Source organism: Planomonospora parontospora, from assembly GCA_014647935.1.
In the GTDB taxonomy this organism is placed as follows: domain Bacteria; phylum Actinomycetota; class Actinomycetes; order Streptosporangiales; family Streptosporangiaceae; genus Planomonospora; species Planomonospora parontospora.
This window is the reverse complement of record BMQD01000013.1, coordinates 227,325-242,693: the sequence shown is the minus strand read 5'-3', so window position 1 is coordinate 242,693 and position 15,369 is coordinate 227,325. Positions and strand designations below refer to the sequence as shown.

12 protein-coding genes are annotated in these 15,369 nt (G+C 75.3%); 8 read left to right on the top strand and 4 right to left on the bottom strand.

Features of this window, described 5'->3' with window-relative positions:
* The 4 genes from IEZ07_RS35850 to IEZ07_RS21460 all read left to right on the top strand — a co-directional run.
* A partial coding sequence (locus IEZ07_RS35850) for a condensation domain-containing protein (protein ID WP_301549336.1) occupies positions 1-1,779 on the top strand: 1,779 nt, incomplete at its 5' end.
* Positions 1,776-5,951 carry a non-ribosomal peptide synthetase gene (locus IEZ07_RS21470; RefSeq protein ID WP_239320298.1) on the top strand — a complete coding sequence of 1,392 codons (4,176 nt, stop codon included), beginning with the start codon at positions 1,776-1,778 and terminating at the stop codon, positions 5,949-5,951. The genes IEZ07_RS35850 and IEZ07_RS21470, both read left to right, overlap by 4 nt.
* Positions 5,948-6,169: an MbtH family protein gene (locus IEZ07_RS21465; RefSeq protein ID WP_068895791.1), complete on the top strand. Its 222-nt coding sequence runs from the start codon at positions 5,948-5,950 to the stop codon at positions 6,167-6,169. The genes IEZ07_RS21470 and IEZ07_RS21465 overlap by 4 nt, the downstream gene beginning before the upstream one ends.
* Positions 6,170-6,337: 168 nt before the next feature.
* Positions 6,338-7,057: a thioesterase II family protein gene (locus tag IEZ07_RS21460; protein WP_191896367.1), complete on the top strand. Its 720-nt coding sequence runs from the start codon at positions 6,338-6,340 to the stop codon at positions 7,055-7,057.
* A gap of 42 nt (positions 7,058-7,099) precedes the next feature.
* Here the strand turns inward: IEZ07_RS21460 and IEZ07_RS21455 are convergent, their stop codons facing one another.
* Complete coding sequence (locus IEZ07_RS21455) at positions 7,100-8,011, bottom strand: esterase/lipase family protein (protein ID WP_191896366.1); 912 nt, start codon at positions 8,009-8,011, stop codon at positions 7,100-7,102.
* Between the two features lie 292 nt (positions 8,012-8,303).
* Here IEZ07_RS21455 and argG point away from each other — a divergent pair, with 292 nt between their 5' ends.
* On the top strand, positions 8,304-9,749 hold the full coding sequence (argG, locus tag IEZ07_RS21450; protein WP_068895785.1) for an argininosuccinate synthase: 1,446 nt from the start codon (positions 8,304-8,306) through the stop codon (positions 9,747-9,749).
* A gap of 105 nt (positions 9,750-9,854) precedes the next feature.
* On the opposite strand, the gene IEZ07_RS21445 is transcribed toward argG, so the two are convergent.
* Both IEZ07_RS21445 and IEZ07_RS21440 read right to left on the bottom strand, forming a co-directional pair.
* Positions 9,855-10,526 (bottom strand): response regulator, encoded by a 672-nt coding sequence (locus IEZ07_RS21445; RefSeq protein ID WP_191896365.1) that lies wholly within the window; start codon positions 10,524-10,526, stop codon positions 9,855-9,857.
* Entirely contained in the window at positions 10,523-11,590 is a 1,068-nt protein-coding gene (locus tag IEZ07_RS21440) for a sensor histidine kinase (protein ID WP_191896364.1), read from the bottom strand. Before IEZ07_RS21440 ends, IEZ07_RS21445 begins: the two co-directional genes overlap by 4 nt.
* Positions 11,591-11,721: 131 nt before the next feature.
* On the opposite strand from IEZ07_RS21440, the gene IEZ07_RS21435 reads away from it, so the two are divergent.
* The 3 genes from IEZ07_RS21435 to bar all read left to right on the top strand — a co-directional run bounded on the left by IEZ07_RS21435 (position 11,722) and on the right by bar (position 15,098).
* Complete coding sequence (locus IEZ07_RS21435) at positions 11,722-12,879, top strand: hypothetical protein (RefSeq protein ID WP_191896363.1); 1,158 nt, start codon at positions 11,722-11,724, stop codon at positions 12,877-12,879.
* 182 nt (positions 12,880-13,061) lie between these two features.
* Entirely contained in the window at positions 13,062-13,970 is a 909-nt protein-coding gene (locus IEZ07_RS21430) for a carbamate kinase (RefSeq protein ID WP_191896362.1), read from the top strand.
* Between the two features lie 27 nt (positions 13,971-13,997).
* Positions 13,998-15,098: a barbiturase gene (gene bar / locus IEZ07_RS21425; protein WP_068895778.1), complete on the top strand. Its 1,101-nt coding sequence runs from the start codon at positions 13,998-14,000 to the stop codon at positions 15,096-15,098.
* Between the two features lie 69 nt (positions 15,099-15,167).
* On the opposite strand, the gene IEZ07_RS35845 is transcribed toward bar, so the two are convergent.
* Positions 15,168-15,302, bottom strand: a complete 135-nt coding sequence (locus IEZ07_RS35845) for a hypothetical protein (protein ID WP_255529731.1) — start codon at positions 15,300-15,302, stop codon at positions 15,168-15,170.
* Positions 15,303-15,369: the final 67 nt, after the last annotated feature.

The following is a 15,369-nucleotide window of genomic DNA, read 5'->3' as shown; positions in this document are numbered from 1 at the left end:
TCGCCGCGGGAGGTGTTCCGGCACCAGAGTGTGCGGGCTTTGGCGGCGGTGGCGGCCGAGGTGGCGGCCGGTGCGGTGGGGGAGCCGGAGGGGGCGGGGGTCGGTCCGGTGGATCCCACTCCGATCATGCACTGGTTGCGGGAACTTCCCGGTCCGGTCCGCGACTTCAGCCAGACGGTGGTGCTGCGGGTTCCGCCGGGCCTGGGGCTGGAGGCGCTGACGGCCGGGCTGCAGGCCGTACTGGACCGGCACGACGCGCTCCGCCTGACCTGCCCCGACGGTGGACGGTGGCTGGACGGTGCGGACCCGGCACCCGGTGATCCCCCAGCGCTGGAGGTCCTGCCCCCGGGCGCGGTCCGGGCAGGCGGGTGCATCCGGCGGGTGGCGGTCGACGCACCGGAGGACGGGCCGGCCGGCACCCCGGTGGACGGGCCCGGTGGCGTCCCGGCGGACGGACCTGGTGGCGTACCGCTGGACGGGTCCGGTGGGCAGGACGTCTGGGCGCGGGCGGTGACCGGGGAAACGGCGAGGTCGCGGGCCGAGCTGGACCCCGCCACCGGCCGGATGGTCCGGGTGGCGTGGCTGGACGCGGGTCCGGGGGTGTCTGGCCGGCTGGTGGTGACGGTCCATCACCTGTCGGTGGACGCCGTCTCCTGGCGGATCCTGCTCCCGGACCTGTTCACCGCCTGGGAGGCCGCGGCCCGGGGACGGACCCCGCAGCTGCCGCCGGTGCCGGTCTCCTTCCGCACCTGGGCGCGGCGACTCCGCGCCGAGGCGGAGATCAGAGCGGATGAGCTGGACTTCTGGCGCCGGACCCTGGACGGGGACACCCCGCCATCCGGTCCCGCGAGCGACGGCTCCGGACGGCCCGGCCCGGCCGGAGCCCCTCCCGGCCCTCCACGGCCGGACGATTCCACCCGGGACGGCTCCCGGCAGCCGGACCCGGCCCGGGGCGGCTCCCGGCGGCCGGATCCCGCCCGGGACACCTTCGGCACCCAGCGCCACCTCACCGTCGAACTGCCCCCGGAGGTCACCGAGCCCCTGCTGACCCGTCTCCCGGCGGCCTTCCACGGCCGGGTCGGCGACGTGCTGCTCGCCGGGCTCGCCCTCGCCGTGGCCCGCTGCACCGGGCAGGAGTCGGTCCTGGTGGACCTGGAGGGCCACGGCCGGGAGGAGGTCACCGGCGCGGCGGACCTGTCGCGGACCGTCGGCTGGTTCACGACCATCCACCCGGTCCGGCTCGAACCCGGCCCGGCGGACTGGGCCGACCTGCACGGTCCCACCGCAGCCCGGGCGGTCAAGCGGGTCAAGGAGCAGCTGCGGGCCGTCCCGGACAACGGCATCGGATACGGCCTGCTCCGCCACCTCGACCCCGCGGCCGCCGCTGAACTGGCCGCCCGACCGGCGCCGGAGCTGGCTTTCAACTACCTCGGCCGGACGCAGGCCGTCACCGGGACCGACTGGTCCCCGGCGCCCGAATCCGGCCTGGTGGGCGGTGGCCATTCCGCGGACCTCGCCCTCCCGCACGCCCTGGAGGTCAACGCCCTCACTCTGGATGCGCCCGGCGGGCCGCGCCTGCGGGCGACCTGGTCGTGGGCGGCCCGCCTGTACGAGGAGGAACGGGTCCGGGAGCTGGCGGAGGCGTGGTTCACCGCGCTCACCGGGCTGTCGCGGCACACCGGCGGCGGCCTCACCCCGTCGGACCTGCTGGTGCCCGTCAGCCAGGAGGAGATCGACGCGTTCGCAGCGGAACTCGACGCGGAGTGGAGCGCCCGATGACCAGTGCCGGACCGACGAGCGGTACCCGCCGGATGGGCACCGGAGCACAGGACGCCGGAGCACAGGACACCGGACCGCGGGCCGCCGGCCCGGTGAACCCGGTGAGTCCGGCGCCGTCCGTCCCGGGCGGCCAGCTCGAGGACATCCTGCCGCTCTCACCGCTGCAGCAGGGCCTGTACTTCCACGCCCTGTTCGACGAGGCCGCGCCCGACGTCTACACCGCCCAGCTCACCCTCGACCTGGAGGGCCCGCTGGACGCGGACAGGCTCGCCGCGGCCGCCGCCCGGCTGCTGGCCGGCCATCCCAACCTGCGCGCCTCCTTCCGGCAGCGGGCGGGCGGCGACCCCGTCCAGTTGGTGCACCGGCGGGTGGAGGTGCCCTGGCGCCAGGTGGCGGGTGTGGATCCGGAGCGGGTGGCGGCCGAGGAGCGGGGGCGTCGTTTCGATCTGGCGTGGCCGCCGCTGGTGCGGTTCGCGCTGGTGGGGCTGGGGCCGGAGCGGCACCGGCTGGTGTTCACCAATCATCACATCGTGCTGGACGGCTGGTCGACGCCGTTGCTGGCGGCCGAGTTGCTGGCGCTGTACACGGGGGAGGAGCCCGCGCCCGCGCCGCCGTACAAGGAGTATCTGGCCTGGCTGGCCCGGCAGGACCGGGCGGCGGCGCGGGAGGCGTGGCGCCGTTCCCTGGCCGGGCTCGACGGGGCCACCCTGGTCGCCCCCGAGCTCGGCGACGGGCCCGCGGGGGAGCCCGGCCGGGTCCGCGCCCGCCTCGGCGAGGAGTCGACCGCCCGGCTCACCGCGGCCCTGCGGGCCCGCTCCCTGACCCTCAACACCGCGGTCCAGGGAGCCTGGGCGTTGCTGCTCGCCCAGCTCACCGGCCGTGACGACGTCGTCTTCGGCGGCACGGTCTCCGGCCGCCCACCTGAGCTGCCCGGCGTCGAGCGCATGATCGGCCTGTTCATCAACACGCTCCCCGTCCGGGTACGGCTCCGCCCCGGCGAGACCCTCTCCGGGCTGCTGACGCGCCTCCAGGCGGAGCAGGCCGAGCTGCTGCCCCACCACCACCTCGGCCTGGCCGAGATCCAGGGCCTCCACGGCGCGGGCCGGCTCTTCGACACCATGACGGTCCTGGAGAACTACCCCGCGGGCACCGCCGTGACGGAGATCGACGGAGGGCTCCGGCTCGCCGGGGCCGGGGGGACCGACGCCACGCACTACCCGCTCGCCCTGGCCGTCACCGGCGGGCGGGCCGTCTCCCTGCGCCTGGACCACCGGCCCGACGCCTTCTCCCCGGCCGAGGCCCGGCGGCTCCTGGACCGGCTCGTCCGCCTGCTCGAAACCGCGGCGGCGGACCCCGACGTGCCGCTGGCCCGGCTCGACCTGCTGACGGACGAGGAGCGCGCCCTCGTCCTGGCGCCGCCGGAACGGGAGGCGCTCCCGCCGGAGGGGAGCGTGGTGAGCGCCTTCGCCGCACAGGCGGCCCGTACCCCGGACGCCGAGGCGGTCGTGGCGGAGGGCCTGAGCCTGACCTACGCCGAGCTTGACCGGCGGGCCGACCGGCTCGCCCGCCGGCTGGCCGCGCTCGGCGTGCGCGCGGAGACCCCGGTCGCGGTCCTGATGGACCGCTCGGCGGAGGTCGTCGTGGCGACGCTGGCGATCGCCAGGGCCGGCGGGGCGTACGTGCCGCTCCACCAGGGCCACCCGCCCGACCGGATGAGCTGGGTCGTGGCCGACACCGGCGCGCCCGTCCTGATCGCCGACCGCGACCCCGGCTTCGCCTGCGACGCCGCGGTGCTCCGCCTCGACACCCCGGACGGCGCAGCCGGGGCGGAATTCCCGGACGCCTCGGACGCCGGAGCCGGGACGGGATCCCCGGACGCCCCGGACGCCCCGTATGGCGCGGCCGGGGCGGAATCCTCGGACACCCCGGACGGCGCCGAGGCCCAGAGGCCCGCCGCCGGCACGGACGGCGAGCCCGCGCAGGATCCGCGGCGCGCCCGGATCCACCCCGACCGGCTCGCCTACGTGATCTACACCTCCGGCTCGACCGGCACCCCCAAGGGCGTGGCCGTACGACACCGGGACGTCCTCGCCCTCGCCGCCGACCACCGGTGGGCCGGGCGGCACCGGCGGCTGCTGATGCACTCGCCGCACGCCTTCGACGCCTCCACCTACGAGCTGTGGGTGCCGCTGCTGACCGGCGGCACGGTCGTCGTCGCGCCGCCCGGCGAGCTGGATCCCGGCCGCCTCCGCGACCTCGTGGCACGGCATCGGCTGACCGCCCTGTTCATCACGACCGCGCTGTTCAACCTGGTCGCGGAGGAGGACCCGGCCGCGTTCGGCGCCCTCGCGGAGGTCCTCACCGGCGGCGAGGCCGCCTCGCCCCAGGCGATGCGCCGGGTGCTCCGGGCCTGCCCGGACACGGTGCTCGGGCACGTCTACGGGCCCACCGAGACCACGACCTACGCCACCTACCATGCCGTCCAGGCCGTCCAGGCCGTCCAGGCCGTCCAGGCCGTCCGCGCCGTCCCGGGCGCCGCCGCGCCGCCCATCGGCCGACCCCTGGACGGCATGCGCGCACATCTGCTCGACGGCCTCCTCCGGCCGGTCCCGCCCGGCGCGGTCGGCGAGCTGTACCTGTCGGGCGCGGGCCTGGCCCGCGGTTACCTGGGCCGCCCCGCCCTGACCGCCGAACGGTTCACCGCCTGCCCGTACGGCACGGGCGAGCGGATGTACCGGACCGGGGACCTGGCCAGATGGACGGCCGACGGTGAGCTGGAGTACGCCGGCCGGGCCGACGCCCAGGTCAAGATCCGGGGTTTCCGGATCGAGCCGGGAGAGGTCGAGGCGGCGCTGGCCCGGCACCCGTCGGTCGGGCAGGCGGCGGTGGTCGCGCGGAGCGGTCACCTGGTCGCCTACGTCACCGGCCTCGCGGTCGGCCCCGAGGGCGGCTCCCCAGGCGGTTCCACGGTCGGCCCCGAGGGCGGCTCCCCGGGCGCCCCCGCAGGCGGCGCCGGAGCGGCCGGCGGCGGCGCGGATCCCGGGGAGCTGCGGGCGCGTCTGGCGCGGACCCTGCCCGAGTACATGGTCCCGCGGGCCGTCGTGGTCCTGGACGCGCTGCCGCTCACCCCGAACGGAAAGGTCGACCGGGCCGCCCTCCCCGCGCCGGACGCGCCGGCGTCCGGGCGGGATCCCCGGACACCCGCCGAGGAACGGCTCTGCCGCCTGTTCGCCGAGGTCCTCGGCCTGGACCGGGTCGGCGCCGACGACGGTTTCTTCGACCTGGGCGGCGACAGCATCGCGGTCCTGCGGCTCGTCTCCCGCGCCCGGAGCGAAGGACTGGAGATCAGCCCCCGCGAGGTGTTCGCCCGCCAGACGCCCGAGGCCCTGGCCTCGGGGACCCCCGGCGGCTCCACCGGCCGGGAGGTGCTGCTCCCGCTGCGAGCCGCCGGGGGCAGGCCCCCGCTGTTCTGCGTGCACCCCGGCGCCGGGCTCGGCTGGCCGTACTCCGGCCTGCTCCGCCATCTCGGTCCCGACCAGCCCGTCTACGCCCTCCAGGCGCGGGCGCTGACCGAGCCCGGCCACACCGCCCCGTCGATCGAGGCGGCGGCCCTGGACTACCTGGAGCGGATCCGCGAGGTCCAGCCGCGCGGGCCGTACCGGCTGGCGGGCTGGTCGATGGGCGGCCTGATCGCGCACGCCATGGCCGTCGAGCTGCGCGGACGCGGCGAGGAGGTCGCGCTGCTGGCGATGCTCGACGCCTACCCCGGCTCGGGCCCCGGCGTCGTCGCGGAACAGGACGAGGCGCTGTCCGGCCTGCTGGCCGCGATCGGCTATAGAGGATCGGGGGAGGCCGATGACATCATGGCGTTCGTGCGCGCGCACGGCGGCCGGTACGCCACCCTCGACGAGCCGACCCTGCGCGCCGTCCACCGCCACTACCGCAACGGCGTGAAGATCTCCCGTGAGTACGCACCGCGCGTCTTCGACGGGGACGTGCTCTTCTTCACCGCCGCCCGGGGCCGCGGGGCGCACGCCCCCGCCGCCGCCGACTGGAAGCCGTACGTCACCGGAGCCGTCGTCGACCACGCCGTCGACTGCGACCACGAGAGCATGCTGAACCCCGGACCGGTCGCGGAGATCGCCGCGCTGCTGAGGAAGGAACTGCGATGACCGTCAACCCCTTCGAGGACCCCGACGGCACCTACCTGGCCCTGGTCAACGACGAGGGCCAGTACTCCCTGTGGCCCGCGTGGGCCGAGGTCCCGCCCGGCTGGACCGTCGCCTTCGGCGAGGACACCCGCCAGGCCTGCCTGGACCACATCGAGGCGAACTGGACCGACATGCGCCCGAAGAGCCTGATCGAGGCGATGGGGGAGATGGGAGAATGATCCGCCGGGCCGGGCGCGCGGCCGGGCCCGGAGTGGGAGCCGGAGCGTGATCCGGACCCGAGCGGGGCCGGAGCGTGACCCGGGCCCGGAGCGGGGCCGGAGCGTGACCCGGGCCCGCAGCACGCGGGACCCGGAACAGGACCGGGCCCGGAGCGGAGGAGAGACCCGATGACCTGGTTGCGCTGCCCCCGCCCCCGCCCGGCGGCGACCACCCGGCTGATCTGCTTCGCGCACGCGGGCGGCTCGGCCACCGCCTACCGCGACTGGCCCGCGCTGCTGCCGGACACCGTCGAGCTGTACGGCGTGCAGCTTCCCGGCCGAGCCGACCGCTACGGCGAGCCGCTCCCCGAGAGCATGGACGCCCTGGCCGCCGCGGTCGCCGGGGAGCTGGCCCCGCTGCTGGACCGGCGGTTCGCGCTGTTCGGGCACAGCCTGGGGGCGCTGGTCGCCTACGAGGTCACCCGGCTCCTGGAGGGATGCGGCACCGGCCCGGCCCGGCTGTTCGCCTCGGGCTGCGCGGCGCCGCACGAGCGCCGGGACCGAGGATACGCGGAGTACGACGACGACCGCCTGGTCGCCGTGCTCAACCGGCTCGGCGGCACCGAGGCGGAGGTCCTGGCCCACGGGGAGCTGCGCAAGCTCGTCCTGCCGTACATCCGCGGCGACTTCCGGCTGGCCGAGAAGTACCTCCACCGGCCCGGCCTGCCGCTGCGCACCCCGATCTCCGTCCTCGTCGGCGACGCCGACCCGGTCGTCACCCCCGCTCAGGCCAAGGCCTGGGAGGCGCACACGGTCTCGGACTTCTCCATGGCCGTCTTCCCCGGCGGCCACTTCTACCTGCAGCCGCTGCGGGAGCGGGTCGTCGCCGAGGTGACCCGGCGCATCTAGACGATTCGCTCCGGCGCTCCCCGGCCGTCGGCGGGCCGCCGTTCAGATGATGAGGGCGGAGCAGTCCGGACGGTAGTCCCCGGGCAGCGGTCCGGGTTCCTCCAGCGCCTTGCCGACGTAGGAGAGCATCACCGGGTCCAGCGTCGTCAGATTGTGCCCGAAGGCCCCCTCGATGAGTCCCTTGAGCGGGCAGTCGTCCTGGAGCATGCGGTTGCTCACCTGCTCCGGCAGGCCCTCGACGAACGTGGAGGCGGCCGCCTGCTCGGCCTTCAGCCCGAGGGCGGTGTAGTCGACGCCGGGCTCGACCATGGAGGGCGTGTTGAGCGCCTCCATCAGCTCCGAGCCCGGTGACAGCTCCTCGCAGGCGGTCTCCGGCCCGCAGTCCTCGCGCAGCCCCTCCGTCGTGCGGTGGTGCGGCGCCCCCAGCGTGACCAGCTCGGACACCTTCGCCGCCCCGCCCTCGAACCGCATGTACGCCCGGGGGACGATCCCGCCCAGGCTGTGCCCGACGATCGCGGCCCGCTCCGCCCCGGTCGCCCGGAGCACCCCCTCGATGAAGATCCCCAGTCTCCGCGCCGACTCCCGGACCGACCGGCTCCACCCGTAGTCGAGCGCGAAGACGCAGTGGCCCTGTTTGGACAGGTAAGCCGCCGCCACCGGCCACGTCACCGCCCCGGTGCTCCTGGCCCCGTGCACCAGGACCACCGGGTACGGCGTCGCCCCGCCGGGCCGGCAACCGAAGTCGTTGGCGTCCGCCAGTCCCTCGGAGGCCAGCCGCCGGGCCTCGGCGACGTGGTCGACCTGCGGCGGGGGCGGCGCGGCGGGCGGCCCGCCCTCCCGGCGCACCAGCGTCTCGGCCAGCAGGACGAGCGCGGCGAGCCCGGCCGCGACGCACAGGGCGACCACGGCGAGCACCGCGGCCGTGGCGGCACGGCCGGGACGGATCCGACCCACGTGATCTCTCCTCAGGCTCTCGGGTGAGGGCGTTCAACGGTGTTCAACGCCGTTCAACGGTGTTCAACGGTGTTCAACGGCGTCCGGGCCAAGCCTCGCGCTCCGCCGGGCCCGTTTCTACCGCCTCTCCGCACCGGTCGCCGCCGCGTCGTTGGCGCGGTGTGACAACCGGCGGATCCCGGTCCGGCGGCCATCCTGTGTTCCTCGGCGGCCGAGGGGCCCGGAGGTCCGCGCCGGTCCGAGGGCCGGGAAGCAGTTGCATGAACATGCGCTGCTATGTAAATTTATTCGCATGTCGAAGGTACTCACCTCTCTGCCCGTGGGCCAGCGTGTCGGAATCGCCTTCTCCGGAGGGCTGGACACCTCGGTGGCGGTCGCCTGGATGCGCGAGAAAGGGGCGGTCCCCTGCACCTACACCGCCGACATCGGGCAGTACGACGAGCCTGACATCGGGTCGGTGCCGGGGCGGGCCACGGCCTACGGGGCGGAGGTCGCCCGGCTGGTCGACTGCCGGGCGGCGTTGGTGGAGGAGGGCCTCGCGGCATTGGCCTGCGGGGCGTTCCACATCCGCTCCGGCGGGCGCGTCTACTTCAACACCACGCCGCTCGGGCGGGCCGTCACGGGGACCCTGCTGGTGCGGGCGATGCTCGAGGACGACGTCCAGATCTGGGGCGACGGCTCTACGTTCAAGGGCAACGACATCGAGCGGTTCTACCGGTACGGGCTGCTCGCCAACCCGTCCCTGCGGATCTACAAGCCTTGGCTGGACGCCGATTTCGTCACCGAGCTCGGCGGTCGCAAGGAGATGTCCGAGTGGCTGCTCGCCCACGGCCTGCCCTACCGGGACAGTGTCGAGAAGGCCTACTCCACCGACGCCAACATCTGGGGCGCGACCCATGAGGCCAAGGCGCTCGAGCACCTCGACGTCGGCGTCGAACTGGTCGAGCCGATCATGGGGGTGCGGTTCTGGGACCCGGCCGTCGAGATCTCCCCCGAGGACGTCACGATCGGCTTCGAGCAGGGGCGGCCGGTGACGATCAACGGCAAGACGTTCGCGTCCGCCGTCGACCTGGTGCTGGAGGCCAACGCCATCGGCGGGCGGCACGGCCTGGGCATGTCCGACCAGATCGAGAACCGGATCATCGAGGCCAAGAGCCGCGGCATCTACGAGGCTCCGGGGATGGCCCTGCTGCACACCGCGTACGAGCGGCTGGTCAACGCCATCCACAACGAGGACACCGTCGCCGTCTACCACAACGAGGGACGACGCCTCGGCCGGCTGATGTACGAGGGCCGCTGGCTGGACCCGCAGGCGCTGATGCTGCGCGAGTCGCTGCAGCGCTGGGTCGGCACGGCCGTCACCGGCGAGGTGACCCTCCGGCTGCGGCGCGGCGAGGACTACTCCATCCTGGAGACGTCCGGCCCGGCCTTCAGCTACCACCCGGACAAGCTCTCCATGGAGCGCACCGAGGACTCGGCCTTCGGCCCGGTCGACCGCATCGGCCAGCTGACCATGCGCAACCTCGACATCGCCGACTCCCGCGCCAAGCTCGAGCAGTACGTCGGCCTCGGCCTGCTCGGCAGCCCCCAGCCGATGATCGGCGCCGCCCAGGCCGCCGCGACCGGCCTGATCGGCGCCATGCCCGAAGGCGGCGCGGAGGTCATCGCCTCCCGCGGCAAGCTCCCGGACGCCGACGAGCTCCTCGACCACGCCGCCATGGAGTCCGGCACCGACTGACCCGTCGGGAGACCGCTGAGGACGTGAGGCCCGGCCCCGCCGCGGACGGCTGCGGGGCCGGACCGGTGCCATGCGGGGCCGACGGGCCGGACGGCCCGGCGGTCTCTAACCGTGCTCCATGTGGCCGGCGCCCCACGCCCATGCCGCGATGCCGACCCGGTTGGCCGCGCCGGTCTTGCGCTGGACGTTGGCGATGTGCGTCTTGACCGTGCCGACGCTGATCGTCAGTTCGGCGGCGATGTCGGCGTTCGTCCCGCCGCGCGCCACGAGCCGCGCGATCTCCAGCTCCCGGTCGGTCAGCGACTCGGCGGGCGGTCGCTCCGGCGCCGGGGGGACACGCAGGTGACGGAGGAGCCGGACGGTGATCTGCGGGCTGATCAGCGCGTCGCCGGCCATGGCCGCGCGCACCGCCTCGACGAGCAGCGCGGGCCCCGACCGCTTCAGCAGGAACCCGCAGGCGCCGTCGCGCAGCGCCGCGTGGACGTACTCGTCGAGGTCGAAGGTGGTCACCACGATCACCCGCGTCTCGGCGGCCAGCAGCCTGGTGACCTCCAGCCCGTCCAGACGCGGCATGCGGATGTCGGTGAGCACCACGTCGGGGCGCAGATGGCGGGCCTGTTCGAGCGCGCTGCGCCCGTCTGCGGCCTCGGCCACGACGGTCATGTCGGGCTGGGAGTCGAGGATGAGCCGGAAGCCGATCCGCACGTCCTCCTGATCGTCGGCGAGGAGGATCCGGGTGCCGCCGGGGCGACGGGGCGCGGGATCCGGCGCCCTCATGCGGCGTCCTCATGCGGGGCCTTCGCGGGCAGGAGGGCGGTGACGTGCCAGCCGTCCCGGGTGGGGCCCGCCGACAGCGAGCCGCCCAGCACGCCCGCCCGCTCCGCCAGCCCGGCCAGCCCGAAGCCGCCCCTGCGGGCGCCGTCGGAGCGCCCGCCCCTGCCGTCGGCCTCGGAGCGTCCGCCGCCGCCGTCGTCGGCGATCCGCACCCGCACCGACCGCCCCTGCGCGGTGACCTCGACCTGGACGCGGGTCGCCCGCCCGGCGTGCCGGCGCACGTTGGTGAGCGCCTCGGTCACCACGCGGTAGACCGTGGCGGACGTCTCGCGGGACAGGTCGAGACCGGGGCCGACCGTGAGGAGCACCGGCGGAGAGAAGCCGTCGACGAGCCCCTCCAGGCCTTCGACGCCCGGCAGGTGCCGGTCGCGGCCGGCGCCCGGCCGGTCGTGGAGCATTTCCAGGGTCCTGTCCATGGAGGCCAGTGCCCGCACCCCGGCCTCCTCGATGCGCCGCAGGGCGTCGGCCACCGCGGGCGGCAGCGGACCGGGCACGGTGCGGGCGGCCTGGGCCTGGACGAGCATCCCGTTGACGTCGTGGGCGACGTAGTCGTGCAGGTCGCGGGCGAGCGCGAGGCGCTGCTCCCGCGCGGCCCCGGCCACCGCGCGGCGCCGGGCGGAGTCCAGCGAACGCATGTACAGGCCCAGCGCGGCGGCCGCGACCGCCAGGAGGGACCAGCCCGCGCAACCGGTGACCATGAGCGACGGCTCACCCGGCCACAGCGCGCGCATGAGCACCGAGGCGATCGCGGCGCCCGGCAGCCCCACCGCGGAGACCACCCGGCGGCCGGGCGCACGCCGGGCCGCCAGCAGGACCAGCGTCATCAACGCGAGCACCTCGGCCATCATCCACAGCGGGGCGGAGTCCTGCCGTCCCAGTAGCGGATGGGCGGCGGTGATCGTGAGCGACACGGCCCCGGCCGCCTCCGCCGCCGGGGCGACGGGCACCCGCGGGGTGAGAACCGAGACCACGGCGCCCAGCGCCGCGAGAACCGCGATCACGTACATGGCACGGACTCTAGAAGGAAAGCGGCGGCGGGCGGATCCGCCGAACGGCGGATCGTCGGGGGCCGCGGCCGCGCGGGATCCGCCGGATGGCGGATGGGCGACCAGCCCGGCCCCGGACCAGGCTGGTCGCCATGGACATGCCACTGAACACGACACTCAATCGGACAGAGACCCGATGGGCCCGGTGGGCGGCACCCGCGGCGGGCGCGTGGTCGCTCGGCTACGGCGCGCTCGGGCTGTGGTGGTCGCGCGGCGGTCCCGGATTCCCCTTCGGGGAGGGCGACGTCCCCGACGCGCGGGCGGAGTCGCTCCTCGGCTCGGCGACCGCGGCGGGGACCGCCCCCGTCATCGCGGTCCTCGGAGCCGCGGGCGCACTGCTGGCCCTGCTCCTCGCTCTGGTACGGCCGCGCGGTGCCCTCCGCGCCGTGGTGCTCGCCCCCGCCTGGGCGGCCGCCTTCACGCTGGCCGCGCTCGTCCCCGACGGGCGGGTCCTGCTCGCGCTGGCCTACGCGCCGATCGCCCTGATCGGGGCGCCGTGGGGCTGGCCCGACGCGGACTACTTCGAGGTCGCACTGCCGTGGCCGGTGGTGAACATGCTGGTCTGCCTGGCCGGCGGAGTGCTGTGGGGAGCCGCGGCGCTGGCGTTCCAGCGGCGCACCCGGGGCGCCTGCGAGGGCTGCGGCCGGGTGGAGGGCCGGGCCGCCGGCTGGGCGAGCCCCGCCTCGGCGGAGCGGTGGGGCCGCCGGGCGGCGTACGTCGCCTTCGCCGTGCCGCTGCTGTACGCCGCGGTGCGGTGGGCGTGGGCGCTGGGCGTCCCGCTGCTGATCTCCGAACGGGAACTCGAGGAGCTCCACCGCAGCGGACTGGTCTGGGGAGGGGCGGCGCTGGCGACGCTGGCGATGCTCGGCGGGATCCTCACGCTCGGGCTGACGCAGCGCTGGGGGGAGGTCTGGCCCCGCTGGGTGGTGGGGCTGGCCGGTCGGCGGGTGCCCCCGGCCTTCCCCGTCGGGTTCGCCTCGCTGGTCACGGTCGTGCTGGCGTCGGCCGGCGCCATGATGGTGCGCATCACCGACTGGGGCGACCCGGCCGCCTGGCTGGTCAATCCGATGGCCTACTGGCCCCTGTGGGCCGTCGCGCTCGGTGTCGCCACGCTCGGGTACCACCTGCGCAGGCGGGGCGGGTGCAGGCGCTGCGGATCGCCCCCGGAGACCGTCCCCGCCCGGGAGACGCGGCCGCCGGCGGGAAGCGGTGACGTCGGCCGGGACGGCGGGCGGGTGCCGGAGCGGTGAGGTCGGCCGGGGTGGCGGGTGTCGGAGCGGTGACGCTCGCCGGGGTTGGCGGGTGCCGGAGTGGTGGGGTCGGCCGAGGCGGTGGTGTCGGCCAGGGGTGGCGAGTCCTGTCGAAGAGCACCCGTTCCTTGGGCAACGAGTGCCCATGAGCCGGTGCCCGGCGGGCGGCTACCGTCGCCCCTGTGGGTGAACGTGTGCTGATCGCGCTCGGCGGCAACGCCATGACGGCCTCGGACGGGAGCGCCTCCCCCGGCGACCAGCGCCGTGCGGTCGAGGGGGCGATGGGCCACGTCGCGGCGCTGCTCGCGGCCGGTCACCAGGTGGTCCTCACCCACGGCAACGGCCCCCAGGTCGGCAACCTGGTGCTGAAGAACCAGCTCGCCGCCGACGTCGTGCCGCCGGTGCCGCTCGACTGGTGCGGCGCGCAGACCCAGGCCACGATCGGCACGCTCGTCCTCAACGCCCTGGAGGGCCGCGCCGCCGTCGTGGTGACCCGCACGCTCGTCGACCCCGCCGACCCCGCCTTCGCCGACCCGGTCAAGCCGATCGGCCGCTACTTCACCGAGGACGAGGCCCGCCGGTTCGAAGTGCTCGGCCAGACCTGGCGCCGTTTCGAGCGCGGCTGGCGCCGGGTGGTCGCCTCCCCGGAACCGTTGCAGATCCTGGACGCGCCCGCGGTGGCGGCGCTGATGGCCGCCGGGTTCGTCGTCGTGGCGGCGGGCGGCGGGGGAGTGCCGGTGGTCCGCACCCCTTCCGGGAGGCTGGCCGGGGTCGAGGCCGTCGTCGACAAGGACCTCGCCGCCGCCCTGCTGGCCCGGACCGTCCGGGCGGCCACCCTGGTGATCGCCACCGACGTGCCCTGCGCCTGGACCGGCTTCGGCACGCCCGCCGCCCGCCCGATCGGTGCGGTCACCGCCGCCGGCCTCCGGGAACTGCAGGCGGCCGGCCACTTCGCCGGGGGCAGCATGGGCCCGAAGGTGGAGGCCGCCCTGCGCTTCGTCGAGCACGGCGGCGACCGGGCGGTGATCACCTCGCTGGAGGGCATCGGAGCGGCGGTCGCCGGGGAGACCGGAACCGTGGTGCGAAAGTGAAACCCCTAGGACGGAGAGGCGGCCGGGATGCCGGAACCGATTGAAGTGCGCAAGGTGGCCATCGAGAGCGTGACCGACGCCTCCGGGCTGGAGAGGCTGATCGACGACGGGGTGATCGAGGCGCACCGGGTGCTCGCGGTGATCGGCAAGACCGAGGGCAACGGCGGCGTGAACGACTACACCCGCATCCTCGCCGACCGGGCCTTCCGCGAGGTGCTCGCGGCCAAGGGCCACCCGGCCCCCGAGAGCGTGCCGCTGGTGTGGTCCGGCGGCACCGACGGCGTGCTCAGTCCGCACGCCACGATCTTCGCCACGACGGACCCCGGCCCGGACGCCGCACCGGGCGACGAACCGCGCCTCAGCGTCGGGATCGCGATGAGCGACGTCATCCTGCCCGAGGACATCGGCCGCCCCGCCATGGTGGAGAAGGTCGCCGCCGGGGTGCGCGAGGCCATGAAGGCCGCCGGGATCGACGACCCCGCCGACGTGCACTACGTGCAGACCAAGACGCCGCTGCTGACCCTGGCCACCATCAACGACGCCAAGTCGCGCGGCAGGGACGTGGTGACCGAGGACACCGGCCCGTCCATGGACATCTCCAACTCCACCACCGCGCTCGGCATCGCCGTCGCCCTCGGTGAGATCGAGATGCCCCGGGCCGACCAGATCCACCGGGACCTGTCGCTGTACTCCTCCGTGGCGTCCTGCTCCAGCGGCGTCGAGCTCGACCGGGCCCAGATCGTCGTCGTCGGCAACGTCCGCGGCATCGGCGGGCGCTACCGCATCGGCCACTCGGTCATGAAGGACGCGCTGGACGCCGACGGCATCTGGGAGGCGATCCGCTCCAGCGGCATCGACCTGCCGGAGCGCCCGCACCCGTCCGACCTGAAGGGTCGCCTGGTCAACGTCTTCATGAAGTGCGAAGCCGACCCCTCCGGCAGCGTCCGGGGCCGCCGCAACATCATGCTCGACGACTCCGACGTGCACTGGCACCGCCAGATCAAGGCCACCGTCGGCGGCGTCGCGGCCAGCGTCACCGGCGACCCCGCCGTCTTCGTCAGCGTCGCCGCGGTCCACCAGGGCCCCAGCGGCGGCGGCCCGGTGGCCGCCATCGCCGACCTCGGCTGACGTCCGCCGCCCGGCCCGGTCCCGCCCGGGCCGGGCCTCCGTCGGCGGGCCGTACGGCACGGCGGCGGGTCAGCTCCAGAGCGCGTAGACGACTCCGAGGGTCCCCACGAAGAACAGGGCCTCGACCGCGTAGCGGGCGGCCCGGGCGAGCTGCGGCTCGCCGATCCGGGTACCGCTTCCGGCCGTGTCCGGCATCGTCCTCACCTTTCCGTCTCCTCCGTCGAGGGGCATCGTCTGCGGGGCATCGTCACCCGTCCCCGGTCCCGGGCGC